This window comes from Shimia haliotis (assembly GCF_900114415.1).
In the GTDB taxonomy this organism is placed as follows: domain Bacteria; phylum Pseudomonadota; class Alphaproteobacteria; order Rhodobacterales; family Rhodobacteraceae; genus Shimia; species Shimia haliotis.
This window is the reverse complement of the sequence record NZ_FOSZ01000005.1, coordinates 73,433-90,819: the sequence shown is the minus strand read 5'-3', so window position 1 is coordinate 90,819 and position 17,387 is coordinate 73,433. Positions and strand designations below refer to the sequence as shown.

Sequence of the window (17,387 nt, the reverse complement as noted above, 5' to 3'; positions counted from 1 at the left end):
GCGCCAGACGCCATGAAAGACCCATCACAGACACCCCGAACCCGAAAAAAGGTTGTGAGAAAAATGGCAGAAAACAAGACACCAGACATTCTGTATACAATTGTAGACGAAGCGCCCGAACTGGCCTCGGCGTCCTTTCTGCCGATCATCCGCAAATTTGTTTCCGCAGCGGGTATCTCTGTGGGCACACCGGACATTTCGCTGGCGGGACGCATCATTGCGACCTTCCCTGAGAACCTGACAGATGATCAGCGTCAGTCCGACGATCTGGCCGCATTGGGCGAATTGGTGAAAACTCCGGGCGCCAATGTCATCAAGTTGCCAAACATCTCCGCATCGGTGCCGCAACTGGTCGCCGCCGTCGAAGAACTTCAGGCGCAGGGCTACAATATCCCTGCCTATCCGGAAGATCCGCAGACCGACGAAGAAAAGGCGATCCGCGCCCGTTTTGATAGCATTAAGGGCTCGGCTGTGAACCCAGTCCTGCGCGAAGGCAACTCTGATCGCCGCTCCGCGCGCGCAGTGAAAAACTACGCCCAGAACAACCCGCACTCCATGGGGGCTTGGGACAGCGCGTCCAAGACCAAAGTCAGCTCAATGCCGGGCAACGACTTTTACGCAAACGAAGTCTCCGCCACGATTTCCGCAGCCCAAGCTGGTGACGCGAAGATCGAGTTTGTCGGCAAAGATGGCGCCGTGACTGTTCTTAAGGACAGCTATCCGCTGGAAGAAGGCACCGTTGCTGACGCGACATTCATGTCCGCATTCGCTCTGGGCGCTTTCCTTGCAGACGCGATTGAAGACACCAAAGCCGACGGCACCATGTTCTCCCTGCACATGAAAGCCACCATGATGAAGGTGTCGGACCCGATCATCTTTGGCCACGCAGTCAAGGCATGGCTGGGTCCGGTTTGGGATGCGCATGGCGACGCGATTGCCTCAGCCGGTGGTTCCCCGAACTCCGGTCTGGGTGCCGTTCTGGCCGCCATCGACACGCTGGATAATGCGGATGCGATCAAAGCCGAGATCGCGGCGCTGGACCGTCCGTCGATGTACATGGTCGACTCGGACCGTGGCATCACCAACCTGCACGTGCCGTCCGATGTGATCATCGACGCCTCGATGCCGGCAGTGATCCGTGCTGGCGGCAAAGGCTGGGACGAAGCCGGCAACAAAGGTGACACAAACTGTGTGATCCCTGACCGTTGCTATGCGTCTGTCTATGACGAGACCGTCAACTTCTTCAAAGCCAACGGCGCCTTGGACGTGACCACCGCAGGGTCCGTGGCGAACGTTGGTCTGATGGCTCAGAAGGCCGAAGAGTATGGCTCCCACCCAACCACGTTTGAAGCCCCAGCAGCGGGTTCTATCCGCATCGTACTGGAAAATGGCGACGTGCTGCACTCCCACGATGTGGAAGCGGGCGACATCTGGCGCTCCTGCACCGTGAAAAAGGCCCCGATCGAGAACTGGATCGAACTGGCGCTGGACCGTCAGCGTTTGACCGGTTCGGAGGCGATCTTCTGGTTGGACGCAAACCGCGCGCATGACGCGGAGCTGATCAAATACGTGACGCCTGCGCTGGAAGCAGCAGGCAAAGCGGATCTGTTCCAGATCATGGCCCCACGTGAGGCGACGGCACAGTCGCTGAAAACCATCACCGCCGGCAACGACAGCATCGCCATCACCGGTAACGTGCTGCGTGACTACCTGACCGACCTCTTCCCGATCCTTGAGCTGGGCACCTCTGCCAAAATGCTGTCGATCGTGAAGTTGATGAAGGGTGGCGGTCTGTTTGAAACCGGTGCTGGTGGCTCCGCGCCCAAACACGTGCAGCAGCTGGTTGAAGAAAACCACCTGCGCTGGGACTCCATGGGTGAGTTCTGCGCGCTGGGTGAGAGCCTGAACTTCCTTGCGGACGTCAAAGGCAACGCCAAAGCCGGTGTTCTGGGCGTGGCTGCGGAAGCGGCAACCCAAGGCATTTTGGATGACAACCGGTCACCATCCCGCAAAGTGGGCCAGCCAGACAACCGCGACAGCCACTACTGGTTCGCCCGCTACTGGGCCGATGCGCTGGCGGCACAGTCCGACGACGTTGATCTGGCGGCCGAGTTTGCTGGCGTCGCCAAGGCACTGGCAGACGGCGAAGCGGCCATTCTGGCAGAGCTGGCAGCGGCACAGGGTCCGGCAGCGGACATCGGCGGCTACTATCGTCCGTCTGTAGAGCTGAAGGCAAAAGTAATGCGCCCATCGGCAACGCTGAACGCGATTATCGGCTAAGGCTGAGACATCCATGAAATGAAAGCCGCCCTGAGAGGGGCGGCTTTTTTGTTGGGCATGTCCAAAGCCAAAGCAAGGCTTTGGCTAGCGCCCGAACCGCCCCCACGGGGCGGGCGCTTCGCTTCCACCCCTCGGTTCGGGCGCGATCATTGTGGTTTAGCGAGACAATTCAAAAACGGCGTTTGCAAAGTCGCGTTTGTGCGTGACTTGCGTGCGTTGCCCGCGCAGCCTGTTTGAAACACAACAGGGAGTGCGTCATGAAAATCGGCTTTATCGGATTGGGCAATGTGGGCGGCAAGCTGAGTGGCAGTTTGCTGAGGAATGGCGTCGATTTGACGGTTTATGACCTGAACGCGGACTTGGTCGCTGGCAAGGTTGCGGCAGGCGCAACGGCGGGGGAGAATCCCGCGCAGATGATGCGCGATTGCGATGCGGTGATCACCTGTTTGCCGTCGCCTGCGGCGTCCGATGCGGTGATGCGGGAGATGTTGCCAGAGGTGGGTTCCGGCAAAATCTGGATGGAAATGTCGACCACGGATGAGGCCGAGGTGAAGCGGCTGGGCGGTATGGTGATTGCGGCGGGTGGCGCGGCAGTGGATTGTCCGGTGTCGGGTGGGTGCCATCGCGCGGACACCGGCAATATTGCCATTTTCGCGGGCTGTGATCGGGCGACGTTTGAACGCATTCTGCCGCTGTTGACCACAATGGGGCGGCGGATTTTGCACACGGGCGATTTGGGGTCGGCCTCGGTTCTGAAGGTTGTTACCAACTTTCTTGCCACGGCGCATCTGGTGGCGAGTGCAGAGGCCTTGACCACCTGCGCGGCTGCGGGGATGGACCTCAATACGGCATACGAGGCGATCAAGATCAGCTCTGGAAATTCTTTCAGCCACATCACTGAGAGCCAGGTGATACTGAACGGCAGCCGCGATATCAGCTTTACGATGGACCTCGTGAAAAAGGACATCGGCCTGTTTCAGGAGGTCGCCAATCGGGCAGGGGTTCCGCTTGAGATGAACCCGTTGATGATCAATATTTTTGACGATGGCATTGCGCGCTATGGCGAGCGCGAGCTGAGCCCCAACATCATCAAACGACTGGAAGAGGCGGCGGGCGTTGACGTCCTCGCGCCTGGATTTCCGCCGGAAATGCTCGACGATGAGCCCGAAGAGCCCGGCTATGAGGTGATCCCCACCGGACGCGCCTAACGAAAAAGGCTCACGGCGTCAGCCGTGAGCCATGCCCACCCCCGAGAAAGGGGCGGGAGCACATCGCGCAGAAGATCAGATGGTCTGATCGTAGTCGCCAACACCGGGTTCCGTTCGGATCACCGCGTCGATCTCGGCAAAAATTTGACGCATCTCGTCTTCACTGTCGTTGCTTTCGATCACCACAACAAGGTTTGGCGTGTTGGAGCTTGCGCGTACCAACCCCCAGCTGCCGTTGTCGAGAATGACGCGGGCGCCGTTCACGGTCACCACTTCCTTGATGGCGCGGCCCGCAAATGTGTCGCCTGCCTCGTGTTTGGCCGCCAGTTTGGCCACCAGACGGTCAAGAATATCGTATTTCTCGGTATCAGAGGCATAAGGCGACATGGTCGGGGTAGACCATGTTTTTGGCAGCGCTTTACGCATGTCAGACATCTTCATGTCTGGGTTGCGGTCCAGCATTTTGCAAATTTCCACCGCAACGCGCATGCCGCAGTCATAGCCGCGCCCGATGGGTCCTGCGAGGAAGTAGTGGCCGGATTTTTCAAAGCCCGCCAGCGCGCCGAGTTCGTGCACACGGCGTTTCATGTGGCTGTGGCCGGTTTTCCAGTAATCGGTTTTGGCTCCCGTGGCCAAAAGGTCCGGGTCAGCGGCATACAGGCCAGTGGATTTCACGTCTGCGACAAAGGTCGCGTTGGGGTAGATCTTGCCCAAATCCTTGGCCATGATCACGCCAACCTTGTCGGCAAAGATTTCTTCGCCTTCGTCGTCCACCACGCCGCAGCGATCGCCATCGCCGTCAAAACCAAGCGCAAGGTCCGCACCCGAGGCTTTGACGCTTGCAGACATGTCGTGCAGCATTTCCATGGCTTCAGGGTTGGGGTTGTAGTTGGGGAAGGTGTAGTCGAGCCGGTTGTGGCTATCGACGACTTCAACGCCCATGCGTTCAAAGATTTCCGGCGCAAAAGCGGCCGCGGTGCCGTTGCCGGTGGCGCAGACAACCTTGAGCTTGCGGCTCATCTTAAAGTCGCCAACCAGATCGTCGATATAGGCTTCTCGTACGCCATCCACGATCTCGTGTTTGCCGCCGTCATGGGCGTCAAAGTCACCGTTTAGAACGATGTCGCGCAGCTCGGCCATTTCGTCAGGACCGTGGGTCAGCGGCTTTTCAAAGCCCATTTTGACGCCGGTCCAGCCGTTGGGGTTGTGTGACGCTGTCACCATCGCCACCGCAGGCGCATTAAGGTGGAACTGTGCAAAATAGGCCATCGGCGAAAGGGCAGGACCGATGTCTTTGACGTGGATGCCGGCTTTCATCAGGCCGACAATCAGCGCCATTTTGATGGCCACGGAATAGTCGCGATAATCGTTGCCCACCGCAATCACAGGCTCAATCCCGCGCCGCTGCATTTGCGTGCCCAGACCAAATCCAAGCGCGGTCATGCCGGGCAGGTTGATGGCCTCGGGATATTGCCAGCGGGCGTCGTATTCACGGAATCCGGTTGGGGCGATCATCGGGTCGCGCAGGAATTCCCAAGTGTTGGGGCGCACGTCGGGCAAGGGCTTTTTCATGGAAATGGTCTCTCGGTCACTAATGAATGTCGTTAAATTCGGATCGGATTGGCCTTTGCCAACTCGTCAAAGCGCATCAATGTTTCGATCAATTGCCCCATCTGATCGAGCGGGATCATGTTGGGGCCGTCAGAGGGCGCGTTGTCAGGATCATCGTGGGTTTCAATGAACACAGCGGCAATGCCCAGCGAAACCGCCGCGCGGGCCATGACCGGCGCGAATTCGCGTTGGCCGCCCGAGCTTCCGCCCTTGCCGCCTGGTTGTTGAACGGAGTGGGTGGCGTCCATAACCACTGGATAGCCGGTGGTTGCCATTTGCGGCAGGCCGCGCATATCTGCAACCAACGTGTTATAGCCAAACGACGTGCCACGATCGGTCAGCAGAATGCGGTCGTTGCCTGTGCTTTCGATCTTGGTGACGATGTTGCCCATCTCCCACGGTGCGAGAAACTGACCTTTTTTGACGTTCACCACGGCACCGGTTTTTCCGGCGGCCAAAAGCATGTCGGTCTGGCGACACAGGAAGGCGGGGATTTGCAGGATGTCGACCGCTTCAGCAGCAATCGCACATTGTTCTTCGGTGTGTACATCGGTCAGCACCGGCACGCCGAACTCTTTGCGGATGCCATCCAACACCGCAAGGCCAGCATCAATTCCCATTCCGCGAATGCCAGACAGGGACGTGCGGTTGGCCTTGTCGTAGCTGGCTTTGAACACATACTGCGCGCCGACAGCCGCACAGGCGTCTTTCATGGTGCCGGCGATCATCTGCGCGTGGTCCGCACTTTCGAGCTGGCAGGGACCGGCAATGACGGTCAGCGGGTGATCGTTCCCGATCTTGAGGTCTGCGACCTCGACAGTTTTCATCACGAAGACACCTGTTCTCTGAGGATTGACGCTGTGAGCGATATCATCAGATAAATGCCTGAAAAAATCAGGAAGGCCAAGATCGTGTTCTCGAAACTACGCGGATAAGACGCGTCTTCGGAGGCCACCGGTTCGACCGATGTGGTCAGGTAACGCACCTGACGGGAGGCTTCGAGTTCGGTTTGTTTCAGCGTTTGCAGCGCGGATTGCATGATCAGATCAGCCGTGGCGAGATCGGCCTGTGCGATCTGGATTTCCGCTGTTTGGGCAGCAAGTGAGGACTCTCCCTCGGTTGCATCGGTCATTTCGGTTTCGAGTTTGTCCAACAGATTTTGCAGCCGGCGCACGTCACCGCGCACGCCGTCTACGCGTGCCTGATTGGGGCGGCTGTTGTCGAGCAAGGCGGCCAGTTGCAGTTCTTTCTCCTGCAATTGCACCTGAACATTGGAGATTTGTTGACGCAGCGCGGCGATCACGCCCTCCGGGTCAACAACAGTGTTTTGCTGTTTCTCAACAAGCGCGAGTTGCGCAGCGCGGCGTTCGTCCTTGGCCTCTTGCAGGCTGCGGCGGGCGTCGCGCATCTGGTCTTCACGTTTGCGCTGCGACAGATCGTCGACACGGTCTTCTGCGTAGGTGATAAGCGCACGCGAATAGGCGGTGGCAACCGCCGGATCGGCAGCAATCACTTCCATCCTCACCGAGCCTTCTGTCGGGTCATAGCCGATTTTCACAAACTTCTTATAGAGCTTGTAGGCCTCTTCGTTGGACGGGTTCGGATCGAGGCGCTGAATCGGGTCGATCATTGGGTCCGAGAAATGCGATTTAAACCCAACATCGTTGTCCAGTCGGATCATCGCATCCTTTGATGTCAGATAATCCTGAACCGCGATGGCATCCTGGTTGGCGTTGAGTTGTGAAGGCAATAGCGAACCAAGGCCGGAGCCGCCGGTGCTGTCGGCCTGCTGTACGAGGAAGGCGGATTTGGTGGCGTACATGGGCGTCGCCACCCCATAAAAATACCAAGCCGCGAAAATGGTTGGCAAAAAGACAAAGGCAGAAAGGCGGCCAAACAGCAGAAGCATGCGTTTGCGGCGGCGGCGCGCGATGTCTTTCTGGATTTCGCCGATTTCCATTGCACGCATTTCTGCAGGTGAACGCGTTTCGGTGGACGGCAGATTGGTTTTGTCCACCGGCATGGTCTGAGGCAGCTGAATGCGGCCGATCGACATTTTGTTTCCGGATTTTGGCTTTGCTTCGGTATCACGCGCGTCGCCGGTTGCGTCAGGCGGCAGCAGATCAAGCATATTTGTACGCTGGAACGGGTCGATGCCTGCGTTGCGAAGAAGGCGTACCGCATCATAATCAGACGTAGCGGCAAGCCCGTGTTTTTGCGCCATCCGCCGCGCGAGGCGCAGCTGGCGGCCAGTGAGCCCCTCACGCTTGATCGCTTCAATGTCCGCATCTGGCGATCCGGTAGCCGCAGGAGGCTGCGCTGTCGCTTTTGCTCGCGGAGCGGGTTGTGGCGTGGGCGGCGCTTGGGGCGGGACCGCTTGTTGAGGAACAGCGGAATGCTCAGGCGTAGCGGCGGCTGTGCCACCAGCAATGACGCGGGGCTTTGAGACCGGCGCACCGGTGTCCGCTGCGGCCTGTGGAATGGACCGGCGGATGCGGAATTTTTTAGCCTTGGGTTTGGTAGTCATAGAGCTGCTTTGCCTCTTCCAAGGTGTCAAACATATAGAGCTTGCCATTCAGCAGCACGGCTGCGGATTTGGCAAATTTCTCTAGCACCTGAGCCTGGTGCGACACGATAATGATTGTGGTGGTGCGCAGGCGCTCGCGGAGCACATCGCCTGCTTTCTTGTTGAACTCCACATCGGTGGAGGAGGGCATGCCCTCATCGATCAGATAAATATCAAAATCCAACGCCAGCATCAGGGCAAATGTAAAGCGCGCGCGCATGCCGGAGGAATAAGTGCCAAGTGGCTGTTCAAAGTATTCGCCAAGGTTGCAAAGCCAGCGGCAGAACGCTTCGACGTAGTCGGGGTCCAACCCGTAAAGGCGGGCGATGTAGCGGCTGTTTTCCACGGCGGTGTGTTTGTTCACCACGCCGCCCATAAAACCGAGCGGGAAGGAAATCCTGCAGTCGCGCCGGATCACGCCTTCGTCCGGTTTTTCAAGGCCGGCCATCATGTTGATCAGTGTGGTTTTGCCAGTACCGTTCGGCGCGAGGATGCCAAGCGAGTTTCCAAGTTCAACGCGAAAAGACACGCGGTCAAGGATCACCTTGCGCTGCGTGCCGGTCCAGAAGGACTTGCTCACGTTTTCAAACTCGAGCATCCGATGCTCCTGCCACTGCTCTTCCGACACTTTAACGTAACCAGGTTAACGCTCTCTGTCGGCGTTTTTCCCAATATGTCGGATGTGGGGTTGTCTTAGCAACGGCTTGGGGCAGAATTTGGGCGTTGAGGCCGGTATTTCACGGAAATTTCCGGGATTTGCGGATTTTGGGGCGCAATTCCGGTGACATTCACTGTCGCAAAAAGAGTGTGGACGCCATGACAGCGTCCACAGGTGGTATCAAACTTGGTTTCAGGCGACGGCCTGCCACACAGTACCAGCGATCAGTGCACCCAGCATCGCGTAGCCAAAGTAAGCCGCAAAAACGCGGGGTTTTACAAGAGCCCAGACCGCGATGGCTGCGGGGATACAGCTTACACCGCCTGCGATCATGAACGACATGGCCGCGCCGTTTGACATGCCCTGTTCCAAAAGGCCGGCAACAAGTGGCACAGCTGCATAGCCATTCAGATAGGCGGGCGCACCAACCAAGGCCCCCAGAAAAATCGGCTGGAACCCGTCGCCGCCAAGGATTTGCGCGATCCATTCCGCGGGTACGTAGTGGATCATCAGGGCTTCGATGACATAGGCCAGCGCCAGCCATTTCAATAGGAACAGGCCGTTTTCAATGGTGGTGTCGCGGAAGGTGTCACGACGCGCCTTTTCTTTCCAGAATTTCCATTCCGGCTTGTCGGAAAACGGTTTGGACACGCCGCAGCAGCCACCGACTTGCGGCTTTGCACGCAAGGGGTCGGCGAAGACAGGGGTGGATTTCAAGAGCATTGTGCCAAAGCCGCCAAGCAGGCCCAGACCAATTGCGGACGCGGCCTTTGCCAGCGCAAATTCATAGCCCAAAGTGCCGGAAGTGATTGCAAACATCGCAGGATCCATAAGCGGTGAGGCGAGCCAGAATGCCATGACAGCAGACAGAGGTGCGCCGACGGCCAGCAAGGCAGCGATAAAGGGGATCACTTCGCAGGAACAAAAAGGAGAGAGCCCGCCCAGTAAAGCTGCGAGCACGATCATACGTGTTTCTCGCCCTTCAAACGCTTTGGCCAGCAGGTTCTCGGCACCAGTGGCCTTGAGATAGCCGATCGCAAAGATGGCAAATAGAATGAACGGCGCAGTGTGCAGCAAAGCGTTGGCCGTGAAATCCACCGTCGGCCGGAACTGCGGCGGATCGAGAACGGCAACGCTGATGAGAATCAGAATAGAGGCCGCCCATGCCTTGTCGACTTTTGCGAGCCGGGTGCCAAGCGGAGATGGGGTTTGGGTCGTGTCAGCCATGTGAGTGGTCCTTGTCGGGGCTGGTGCTGTCTGCACAGCATTCTTTGAGGAGGAAAGTTGAGAGGTCGCGGACCGCGTCATACGCGACCGCCGCGCAAATGATGGAGCGCCCCTGTTTTTCTTGAGTCACAAGCCCCGCCTGAGCGAGGATTTTCATGTGGTGTGTCAGCGTGGAGCCGGTCACGCCCGTGCGTTTGCCAAGCTCGCCGATGGTCAACCCGTCGCTGCCGGCACGCACGAGACTGCGCAGAACAGACAGACGTTGTTCCGACCCAAGCGCGGCAAATGTCGAGGCCGCCAGGGTGAGAGTGATATCGGTGGGAGTGTCATGTTTCATATTTCTAAAAATATCGAAATGAAGCCGAGGTGCAAGCTTTTATTTCGATAATTGTCGAAGTAATGTTTGTCCGCTATCACAAGCTTATGGATTTGCAGGAAGAAATCGCCGCGTGTCGGGAGTGTGAGGCGCGGTTTTTACAAACACACAGCGCGCATTCTCCTCGGCCTGTGGCATGGTTTCGACGCGGTGCGCGACTCCTAATAGTTGGTCAGGCTCCGGGCGCACGTGTACACGCAAGCGGCAAGCCGTTCACCGATCCGTCAGGGGATCGGTTGCGGGCGTGGATGGGAGTGAATGAGGCGACATTTTATGACAAATCTCGCATCGCCATAGTGCCAATGGCTTTCTGTTTTCCGGGCTACAATGCCAAGGGCAGCGACCTGCCGCCGCCGCCGGTCTGCGCCAAAACATGGCGGGCACGTGTGATGGACGAGCTTGGCGAGGTGCCCCTGACACTGGTCGTCGGCGGGCACGCTCAGAAATGGCATTTTGGCACCAAGGCCGGCGTCACCGACACGGTTGCCGCGTGGCGCGACCATGCGCCCTTAGCCTTCCCCTTGCCTCATCCGTCGTGGCGGAATACGGCTTGGCTCAAGAAGAACCCGTGGTTTGAGGCAGATCTGCTTCCGGTGCTGCGGGCGCGTATAGAGGACGTTCTCGCATGACTGATGTGACCCCGCTTGATCAATTCCACGCCGCAATGGAAGCCGCTCCGTCGGATGATGGCGCGCGGTTGCGGTTTTTTGAGCGGTTGGCGGATGCCGAATTGTTTCTGCTTCTGGAAAAAGAGCCTGAAGGCGATCGGATTGCGCCGGAGGTGTTTGAAACGTCGGATGCGTCTTTCGTTCTGGTTTTTGATACCGAGGAGCGGCTAAGCCAGTTTGTTGGCCGTGTCGCGCCCTATGCCGCGCTGTCTGGCCGGATCATTGCCAATATGCTCGCGGGGCAGGGGATCGGGCTTGCGCTTAACCCTGAAATTGCGCCTTCATCGATGTTGGTGCCGGCCGAGGCGCTTGGCTGGCTGGTGGATACACTGACCCATGCCCCAGATGAAATGGAAGCCAAGGTAGAGGCCTTCACAGCGCCCGCAGGGTTGCCGGAAACCCTTATTGCTGCGCTGGATGCAAAGCTGGCCACCACAGCCGGTTTGGCCAAAATGGCCTATCTCGTCGGCGTGACTTACGAGTCCGGCGCCAAATCGCATATGCTGGGATTTGTTGATGCGGTGGAAGCGGCCCAAGGTGCGTTGGCCAAGGCAGTGAACGAAGCGCTGACATTCTCAGGCATTGAAGCGGGGGCTTTGGATGTCGCGTTTTTCGGCGCCAATGATGTGGCGGCGGCCCAATTGGCACGTGCGGGCCTTCGGTTTGACCTTCCACAGCCGGAACAGCGGCAGGACTATGTGCCGGTGACGCCCGGCAGCGACCCGGATAATCCGCCGATATTGAAGTGACGTAACGCGGGTTTGATGCGGCTGGCATCGCCCTCGTTCGCCGTTTCGCCGTCAATACCCTGCGGTTCGATCTACAAGGTGCAGGAAGTCCTCCCCGACTTCGCCCCGCCGGATGTTTTCCGCAATCACCTCGGATGCGGTGCGGGCGCGAGTTTCAGAAGCGATGTGCGGCGTGACCGTCACCTGTGGGTGCGACCAATAGCGATGATCGACCGGCAGCGGTTCGATCCGGAAGACGTCCAGTGTCGCATGTGCGATGTGGCCCGCGTCAAGCGAAGCCAGAAGGGCGGTGTCGTCGATTAGCTGCCCGCGACCTGGGTTCACAATAACCGCGCCCTTGGGCATCCAGCTTAGGCGTTCTTCGTTCAACAGGTTTTCTGTAGACGCCGTTTTGGGCAGCAACAGGATCAAGATATCGGCCTGTTCCAGTGTTTCGCGCAAGCCGTCCTCGCCATGACGACACGTGATGTTGGGGGCTGATTTGGCGCGGCGGCTCCATCCTGTGACCGGAAAGCCCAGACCGGACAATGCGTTGGCACAGGCCATCCCAAGTTCCCCAAGGCCAAGCACCGAAACACGCCGATCCTGCGCGAGCGGCGGGACATGGTCGCGCCAGACACCGTCTTGGCCATGAATGTGCAAATCCATCCCGAGGTGATGCCGCATGACGTGGCCGACGACAAATTCAATCATGCCTTGCGTCATCCCGGGATCGACCATGCGGGCGAGGGGCTGAGTCAGGGTGTCATTGCCGACAACATTCTCGACACCGGCCCACAGGTTCAACACCGCCTTGCAGCGGGTATAGGGGCGAAAGTCCTGCACTGGACTGTTGGGGGCATAGATGATGTAGTCCACGTCTTGCGCCGGGAACTCGGTGCGCAGATCGACAGGCAGGTCCAGCGCTGCGAATGCGGTGCGGAGGTCCGCCTCATATTCGTCCCAGCGATCCGGCTTGGCAGCGAAAAGCACGTTGATCATGATGCAAATACTCCGTCCATATCTGCAAATCCCTTGATCTCGATCGGATTGCCTGAAGGATCCCGAAAGAACATCGTGCTTTGCTCACCAGGTTCGCCCTTGAAGCGGGTGAAAGGCGCAAGAACGAAGTCCATTCCGGCCTCTGTCAGCCTCTGGGCCAGTGCGTCCCAGCTTGGTTTGGGCAAAATCACTCCGAGATGCGGCATAGGCACCAAATGGTCGCCCACATGGCCCGTATTGGCCGTTGCAAAGGGTTCGCCCAGATGCAGCGAGATCTGATGACCGAAGAAATCAAAATCCACCCAGGTTTCGGTGCTGCGGCCCTCTCGACACCCAAGGAGATCGCCGTAAAAGGCGCGTGTTTCGTCCAGATCCCTGACGTTAAAAGCCAAATGAAAAACGCTCATGATGTCCTCCTGTTTGGGCGCATTTGCGCACAAGGCCGTTCTGAGGACAAGCAGCCTTCTAATGGGCCGAAAGCACCTCGGGGTGTGCTCACAGCGGTGCTGTGAGATAGGGGCCGGCCCATTGGCCGTGCATTGGGTGGCTTGTTATCGCGGACGGTGGACGTGCGCGCTTTGCAAAAGGCCAAACGCCAACATCAGAACGAGCATCGCGGAGCCGCCATAGCTGACCAAAGGAAGCGGCACACCGACCACCGGTGCGAGCCCCATGACCATCGACATGTTGACGGCAAAGAACAGGAAAAACGTGCTCGCAACTCCGATGGTCAGCAAAGAGGCATAGCGGTCGCGGTTCGAGATCGCGCTTGCGAGGCAAAAGAGAATGATCAGCATATACAGCGCCAGCAAAGAGATGGCCCCGATGTAGCCGAACTCTTCTGCCAGCGTGGTAAAAATAAAGTCGGTGTGCTTTTCCGGAAGAAAATTCAGCCGGCTTTGTGTGCCTTGCATAAAGCCGCGGCCCGTCCAGCCGCCGGAGCCAAGCGCAATCTTTGACTGGGTGATGTGATAGCCCGCGCCCAGTGGGTCAGAGGCAGGATCCAAAAAGGTGTCGATGCGCCGGTATTGATAGTCTTTCAAAAGCTGCCAAGAGGTGCCCCGCGATTGAAAAACCGCAAAAACCAGTCCGACCCCCATGCTAATCACGGCTGTGAAATACCCCCAATGCACCCCAGCGGCGAACATCACGATGGCGCCTCCGGTCAGCAGAAGGATAGAGGTGCCAAGGTCCGGTTGGCGCAGCACCATGGCCGTCGGAATGAGGATCAGAATGACGGGGATTAGAACATATTGCGGCCGCGACGTTTTGCGCGGCGGCAGCCAATCATAGTAGGCAGCCAAGGCCATCACCAGCGTGACCTTCATCAACTCACTTGGCTGGAGGCGCATGAAGCCAAGGTCAATCCATCGCTGCGCGCCCATCCCGACGCTGCCCATCACTTCGACCAGAACCAGCAAAACAAGGGTGCCAAGGTATGCGGCGCCGGAGACCGAGCGCCAGAACCAAATGGGCACCATCGCGCACATGAACATCACAACCACGCCCAAAGCGTATCGTTTCATTTGCGGTTCGGCCCACGGTTGGAATGACCCTCCGGCCACCGAATACAGCATCAGAAATCCGACTCCCGCCACGGCGCTGATCAAAAGTAGCAAGGCCCAGTTAAAATGCAGGATCTTGCTCGGCCCGGTTGGCACATGTTTGACGGAATACTCAAGATAACTCATGCCGGCTCCTAGGCTCTGTCCCGCCGCGTGAGGTTGCGTCCGGGAACGAGTTTTTGCAGCCGTTCCTGTTGCTCCTCGATGCGTTTTCGGTCCTTGGCCGGGTAAGCTTCCAGCGGCGGCTGGCCACCGTGCAGCGCTTGCAGGGTGATGTCGCGGGCGATTGGTGCAGCGGCCTTTGACCCGCCGCCGCCATGTTCCACCACCACGGCCACGGCATATTTCGGATTGTCATAAGGCGCAAAGTTCACAAACAGCGCATGGTCGCGCCGGTTCCATGGCAGATCTTCGTTGCGTGACACACCGCGCGCGCGTTCAGCTGCGGTGATGTTGCGGACTTGCGAGGTGCCGGTTTTTCCCGCGAGACGATTGGTATCTTCGATGATCCTGCTTCCATAGGCGGTGCCTCGCCGGTGATTGGAAACGGCATACATCCCGCGCCGCACTTCATTCAGAAAGGCTTCGTTGATGCCAAGCCGTTTGGAGGGGGGCTGTGGCGTGTCCACGCCATTGATGGATTTCACAAGGCGGGGCGACACATCGCGACCCGTCGCCAAGCGCGCGGTCATCACCGCCAGCTGCAAGGGCGACGTCAGAACAAACCCCTGTCCGATCGAGACATTCACCGTGTCCCCGACAACCCAGTCCGCGCCGCGCACATCGCGTTTCCAGTCCCGTGTCGGGTTCAGCCCCTTGGCGACACCCGACATAGGCAGGTCGAAGCGCTCGCCGATGCCAAAGCGGGCGGCCATCGCAGAGATCTTGTCGATGCCGACTTCGAGCGCGAGTTCGTAGAAATAGACGTCACAGCTTTCGCGCAGAGCCTGAGCAAGGTTCACATGGCCATGGCCCGCGCGTTTCCAGCAGTGAAAGCGGCGGTTGGAGACTTCAAGGTGTCCCGGGCACCACACAGTGTGATCGGGAAAGGCAATGCCTTCCTCAAGCGCGGCTAACGCAGTGATCATTTTGAAGGTGGAGCCGGGAGGATAAGTGCCTTGAACTGTTTTTGCGGCCAGGGGGCGGTAGTCATTGTCCGTCAACTCGCGATACGCAGCAACGGAAATGCCCTCTACAAAGAGGTTGGGATCAAATGTGGGCGCTGAGGCAACAGTCAACAGATCGCCTGTATTGCAATCCATAACGATCGCTGCGGCGCTTTCGTCACCAAGGCGGGCTTGCGTGTAAGACTGCAGCCCCTGATCGATGGTCAATTGCACATCGTCGCCCTGTTGGCCTTCCCGACGGTCCAGTTCGCGCATGACGCGGCCTACCGCATTCACTTCGACGCGTTTTGTGCCGGCCTTCCCGCGCAGAGATTCCTCCATTTTGCCTTCCAGGCCCACTTTGCCGATCTGAAAGCGGGGGATGCGCAGAAGCTGATCCGGATTTTCAATTTTTGACAGATCATAGTCCGATACCGGACCAACGTAGCCGACCACATGAGCAAAATCACCGCGCATAGGATAAAACCGAGACAAGCCCACTTCGGGAGTGACACCGGGTAACACTGGCGTGTTCACGGCAACCCGAGACAGGTCTTCCCATGAGATGCGATCTGCCACAGTCACCGGCAGAAACGGCGGAGATCGTTTCATCTCCGCGGCGGCGGCTTCCAACTCTCCCGGATCGAGTTCGATCAAAGAGGCGAGGCGGGCGATCACCTCATCCACATCACCGGCGTCTTCTGGAACAAGAGTAATTCGGTACGCAGGCTCGTTGCGCGCGATGGCAACCCCGTTGCGGTCAAAAATCTGGCCGCGGGCCGGCGGTATCAGTCGGATGTTGATGCGGTTTTCTTCGGCGAGCAGACGGAACTGGTCTGCCTGCTCGAGCTGAAGCTGACGCATGCGCAGGCCAAGGCCGCCCATAAACACAAGCTGTGCGCCTCCCAAAAGAAGCGCCCGTCTCGTGACGCGGCTGTGCGTTTCGGCATTTTCCTGAGGGTTCTTTCTCATCAGGTGGTCCCCAAATGCCCGTCACGCGCGGCCTGCCGCCGCACGCCAAACAGGACTTGAGAGAGCAATACCACAAGTGGATAGGTGGCAAAATTCATCAATACTTGAATGAGCGTGAGCCCAAGGGAGGGGGGATCTACAAAAACGACCAACATGATGAGGCGGGCCGCCAAGGCGGTTGCCAGCATAAGGCCCGCCGCTGTTGCCCATTCGGTGACAAAGGTCGCATCGCGTATGCTTGGGGCGCGGCGGCGTTGGACTTCGACGGCGATCACCATCACAAAGGCCCCCAATCCCGGCGGGCGCATCAACAGGAAATCCGCCAACAGAAACATTCCGGCGATCAGCCACGCTGGAGTGTAATCCGGTTGGCGTGCAGCCCAAGCAAGCGAAAGTACCACCATCCAGTCCGGACCGGTCCACAACTGCGGGGCTGTGCTAAAGGGGGTGAGCTTGAGAAAGATAAACGCCAGACACAACGCGGCAAAAAGCACGCGCATCCCCCACACTCGGGAACCAACCCCCTCAGCCATCCTGACCACCGGCGGGCGCGACGGGCCCGTCTGGACGAACGATCCTGCCATGGGTGTTGATCCGTTCCTGTCCATGGTGGCGCAGAACACGGAGGAATTCTAGGCGTTCAAAATCGGCCGCAGGGCGCACGCGCAAACGCCCGCTGGGGTCCACGGCAACCTGACCGATCAACAACCCACCCGGGAAGACCCCCCCGTCGCCGGATGTGACAACACGGTCTCCGGGGCGGACCAGATCCGGTGTCTCGACAAAATCAATCAATGGCGCGACGGAGTTGTCTCCGACAATTAGCGCAGCCTGTCCAGACTGTTGGATCACGGCCGGAATGCGGCTTGAGTTGTCGGTTAGAAGAAGCACGCGCGACGAGGAGCTGCCCACGCCGGAAATGCGACCAACGAGGCCAACACCATCCATCGCGGCCCAGCCGTCGACAATGCCGTCGCGCTGGCCAATGTTCAGCAGCACTGATTGGCGGAACGGCGAGCCGCTGTCGGCCAGAACCACGCCAGTGATAAAAGTCAGACGGGGGTCAAGGCGCACGTTGTTAAGATCAAGAAGGCGCGCGTTTTCCTGTTCGAGCTGCAGGGCGGCCTCTTTCCAGACTTTCATCTGTTGTAGCTCGCGCCGCAATTCGCGGTTCTGCTCCACGATGCGCTGATAGCTTTGAAAATCGCGCAGCATATTGACGGCGCCGGTGACTGGGGACATGGCCCAATCAAAGCTTGGAACAACGGTATCTGTGATTTGTGCGCGAAAGCGTTCTACGCGCGGGCTGTCGATGCGCCAGACAATAAAAATGCCAATCAGGACAAGGAGAATGACACCCAAAAGCAACCGCTTGAGCGGGCCGGAGAAGTCTTCGCCCTGATTGCGATCTTTTGCCAAA

16 protein-coding genes are annotated in these 17,387 nt (G+C 58.5%); 4 read left to right on the top strand and 12 right to left on the bottom strand.

Annotated elements, in window-relative coordinates:
* Positions 1-63 precede the first annotated feature (63 nt).
* Both BM069_RS12935 and BM069_RS12930 read left to right on the top strand, forming a co-directional pair.
* A complete protein-coding gene (locus tag BM069_RS12935; protein WP_093324265.1) occupies positions 64-2,280 on the top strand; it encodes an NADP-dependent isocitrate dehydrogenase in 2,217 nt (738 codons plus the stop codon).
* Between the two features lie 257 nt (positions 2,281-2,537).
* A complete protein-coding gene (locus tag BM069_RS12930; RefSeq protein ID WP_093324264.1) occupies positions 2,538-3,488 on the top strand; it encodes an NAD(P)-dependent oxidoreductase in 951 nt (316 codons plus the stop codon).
* 75 nt (positions 3,489-3,563) lie between these two features.
* Here the strand turns inward: BM069_RS12930 and BM069_RS12925 are convergent, their stop codons facing one another.
* From BM069_RS12925 to BM069_RS12900, 6 genes are all read right to left on the bottom strand, one after another.
* Positions 3,564-5,060 carry a phosphomannomutase/phosphoglucomutase gene (locus tag BM069_RS12925; RefSeq protein WP_093324262.1) on the bottom strand — a complete coding sequence of 499 codons (1,497 nt, stop codon included), beginning with the start codon at positions 5,058-5,060 and terminating at the stop codon, positions 3,564-3,566.
* A gap of 32 nt (positions 5,061-5,092) precedes the next feature.
* A complete protein-coding gene (gene kdsA, locus BM069_RS12920) occupies positions 5,093-5,926 on the bottom strand; it encodes a 3-deoxy-8-phosphooctulonate synthase (protein WP_093324261.1) in 834 nt (277 codons plus the stop codon).
* Positions 5,926-7,626 carry a KpsE/RkpR family capsule polysaccharide export protein gene (locus BM069_RS12915; RefSeq protein WP_093324259.1) on the bottom strand — a complete coding sequence of 567 codons (1,701 nt, stop codon included), beginning with the start codon at positions 7,624-7,626 and terminating at the stop codon, positions 5,926-5,928. Before BM069_RS12915 ends, kdsA begins: the two co-directional genes overlap by 1 nt.
* The gene (locus BM069_RS12910; RefSeq protein ID WP_093324258.1) at positions 7,604-8,263 is read right to left on the bottom strand and encodes an ABC transporter ATP-binding protein; all 660 of its coding nucleotides are present in this window, start codon (positions 8,261-8,263) and stop codon (positions 7,604-7,606) included. Before BM069_RS12910 ends, BM069_RS12915 begins: the two co-directional genes overlap by 23 nt.
* A gap of 252 nt (positions 8,264-8,515) precedes the next feature.
* Entirely contained in the window at positions 8,516-9,550 is a 1,035-nt protein-coding gene (locus BM069_RS12905; RefSeq protein WP_093324256.1) for a permease, read from the bottom strand.
* Positions 9,543-9,887 carry an ArsR/SmtB family transcription factor gene (locus BM069_RS12900; protein WP_093324255.1) on the bottom strand — a complete coding sequence of 115 codons (345 nt, stop codon included), beginning with the start codon at positions 9,885-9,887 and terminating at the stop codon, positions 9,543-9,545. The genes BM069_RS12905 and BM069_RS12900 overlap by 8 nt, the downstream gene beginning before the upstream one ends.
* Positions 9,888-9,973: 86 nt before the next feature.
* On the opposite strand from BM069_RS12900, the gene BM069_RS12895 reads away from it, so the two are divergent.
* The gene (locus BM069_RS12895; protein WP_093324589.1) at positions 9,974-10,555 is read left to right on the top strand and encodes a uracil-DNA glycosylase family protein; all 582 of its coding nucleotides are present in this window, start codon (positions 9,974-9,976) and stop codon (positions 10,553-10,555) included.
* Positions 10,552-11,343: an SseB family protein gene (locus BM069_RS12890; RefSeq protein ID WP_093324253.1), complete on the top strand. Its 792-nt coding sequence runs from the start codon at positions 10,552-10,554 to the stop codon at positions 11,341-11,343. The genes BM069_RS12895 and BM069_RS12890 overlap by 4 nt, the downstream gene beginning before the upstream one ends.
* A gap of 51 nt (positions 11,344-11,394) precedes the next feature.
* Here the strand turns inward: BM069_RS12890 and BM069_RS12885 are convergent, their stop codons facing one another.
* The 6 genes from BM069_RS12885 to mreC form a co-directional block, all read right to left on the bottom strand.
* Positions 11,395-12,324, bottom strand: coding sequence for a 2-hydroxyacid dehydrogenase (locus BM069_RS12885; RefSeq protein WP_093324252.1), 930 nt, complete (start codon positions 12,322-12,324; stop codon positions 11,395-11,397).
* On the bottom strand, positions 12,321-12,731 hold the full coding sequence (locus BM069_RS12880; RefSeq protein WP_093324588.1) for a VOC family protein: 411 nt from the start codon (positions 12,729-12,731) through the stop codon (positions 12,321-12,323). The genes BM069_RS12885 and BM069_RS12880 overlap by 4 nt, the downstream gene beginning before the upstream one ends.
* A gap of 144 nt (positions 12,732-12,875) precedes the next feature.
* Entirely contained in the window at positions 12,876-14,015 is a 1,140-nt protein-coding gene (rodA, locus tag BM069_RS12875; protein ID WP_093324250.1) for a rod shape-determining protein RodA, read from the bottom strand.
* Positions 14,016-14,023: 8 nt separating this feature from the next.
* Positions 14,024-15,967 (bottom strand): penicillin-binding protein 2, encoded by a 1,944-nt coding sequence (mrdA, locus tag BM069_RS12870; protein WP_093324249.1) that lies wholly within the window; start codon positions 15,965-15,967, stop codon positions 14,024-14,026.
* Entirely contained in the window at positions 15,967-16,467 is a 501-nt protein-coding gene (locus BM069_RS12865) for a hypothetical protein (RefSeq protein WP_093324247.1), read from the bottom strand. Before BM069_RS12865 ends, mrdA begins: the two co-directional genes overlap by 1 nt.
* Positions 16,468-16,492: 25 nt before the next feature.
* Positions 16,493-17,386, bottom strand: coding sequence for a rod shape-determining protein MreC (gene mreC, locus BM069_RS12860; RefSeq protein ID WP_093324246.1), 894 nt, complete (start codon positions 17,384-17,386; stop codon positions 16,493-16,495).
* Position 17,387 lies beyond the last annotated feature (1 nt).

Coding starts and splice junctions, on each gene's coding strand:
- BM069_RS12935 (WP_093324265.1), top strand. CDS start 64: ATGGCAGAAAACAAGACACCAGACATTCTGTATACAATTGTAGACGAA.
- BM069_RS12930 (WP_093324264.1), top strand. CDS start 2,538: ATGAAAATCGGCTTTATCGGATTGGGCAATGTGGGCGGCAAGCTGAGT.
- BM069_RS12925 (WP_093324262.1), bottom strand. CDS start 5,060: ATGAAAAAGCCCTTGCCCGACGTGCGCCCCAACACTTGGGAATTCCTG.
- kdsA (WP_093324261.1), bottom strand. CDS start 5,926: ATGAAAACTGTCGAGGTCGCAGACCTCAAGATCGGGAACGATCACCCG.
- BM069_RS12915 (WP_093324259.1), bottom strand. CDS start 7,626: ATGACTACCAAACCCAAGGCTAAAAAATTCCGCATCCGCCGGTCCATT.
- BM069_RS12910 (WP_093324258.1), bottom strand. CDS start 8,263: ATGCTCGAGTTTGAAAACGTGAGCAAGTCCTTCTGGACCGGCACGCAG.
- BM069_RS12905 (WP_093324256.1), bottom strand. CDS start 9,550: ATGGCTGACACGACCCAAACCCCATCTCCGCTTGGCACCCGGCTCGCA.
- BM069_RS12900 (WP_093324255.1), bottom strand. CDS start 9,887: ATGAAACATGACACTCCCACCGATATCACTCTCACCCTGGCGGCCTCG.
- BM069_RS12895 (WP_093324589.1), top strand. CDS start 9,974: ATGGATTTGCAGGAAGAAATCGCCGCGTGTCGGGAGTGTGAGGCGCGG.
- BM069_RS12890 (WP_093324253.1), top strand. CDS start 10,552: ATGACTGATGTGACCCCGCTTGATCAATTCCACGCCGCAATGGAAGCC.
- BM069_RS12885 (WP_093324252.1), bottom strand. CDS start 12,324: ATGATCAACGTGCTTTTCGCTGCCAAGCCGGATCGCTGGGACGAATAT.
- BM069_RS12880 (WP_093324588.1), bottom strand. CDS start 12,731: ATGAGCGTTTTTCATTTGGCTTTTAACGTCAGGGATCTGGACGAAACA.
- rodA (WP_093324250.1), bottom strand. CDS start 14,015: ATGAGTTATCTTGAGTATTCCGTCAAACATGTGCCAACCGGGCCGAGC.
- mrdA (WP_093324249.1), bottom strand. CDS start 15,967: ATGAGAAAGAACCCTCAGGAAAATGCCGAAACGCACAGCCGCGTCACG.
- BM069_RS12865 (WP_093324247.1), bottom strand. CDS start 16,467: ATGCGCGTGCTTTTTGCCGCGTTGTGTCTGGCGTTTATCTTTCTCAAG.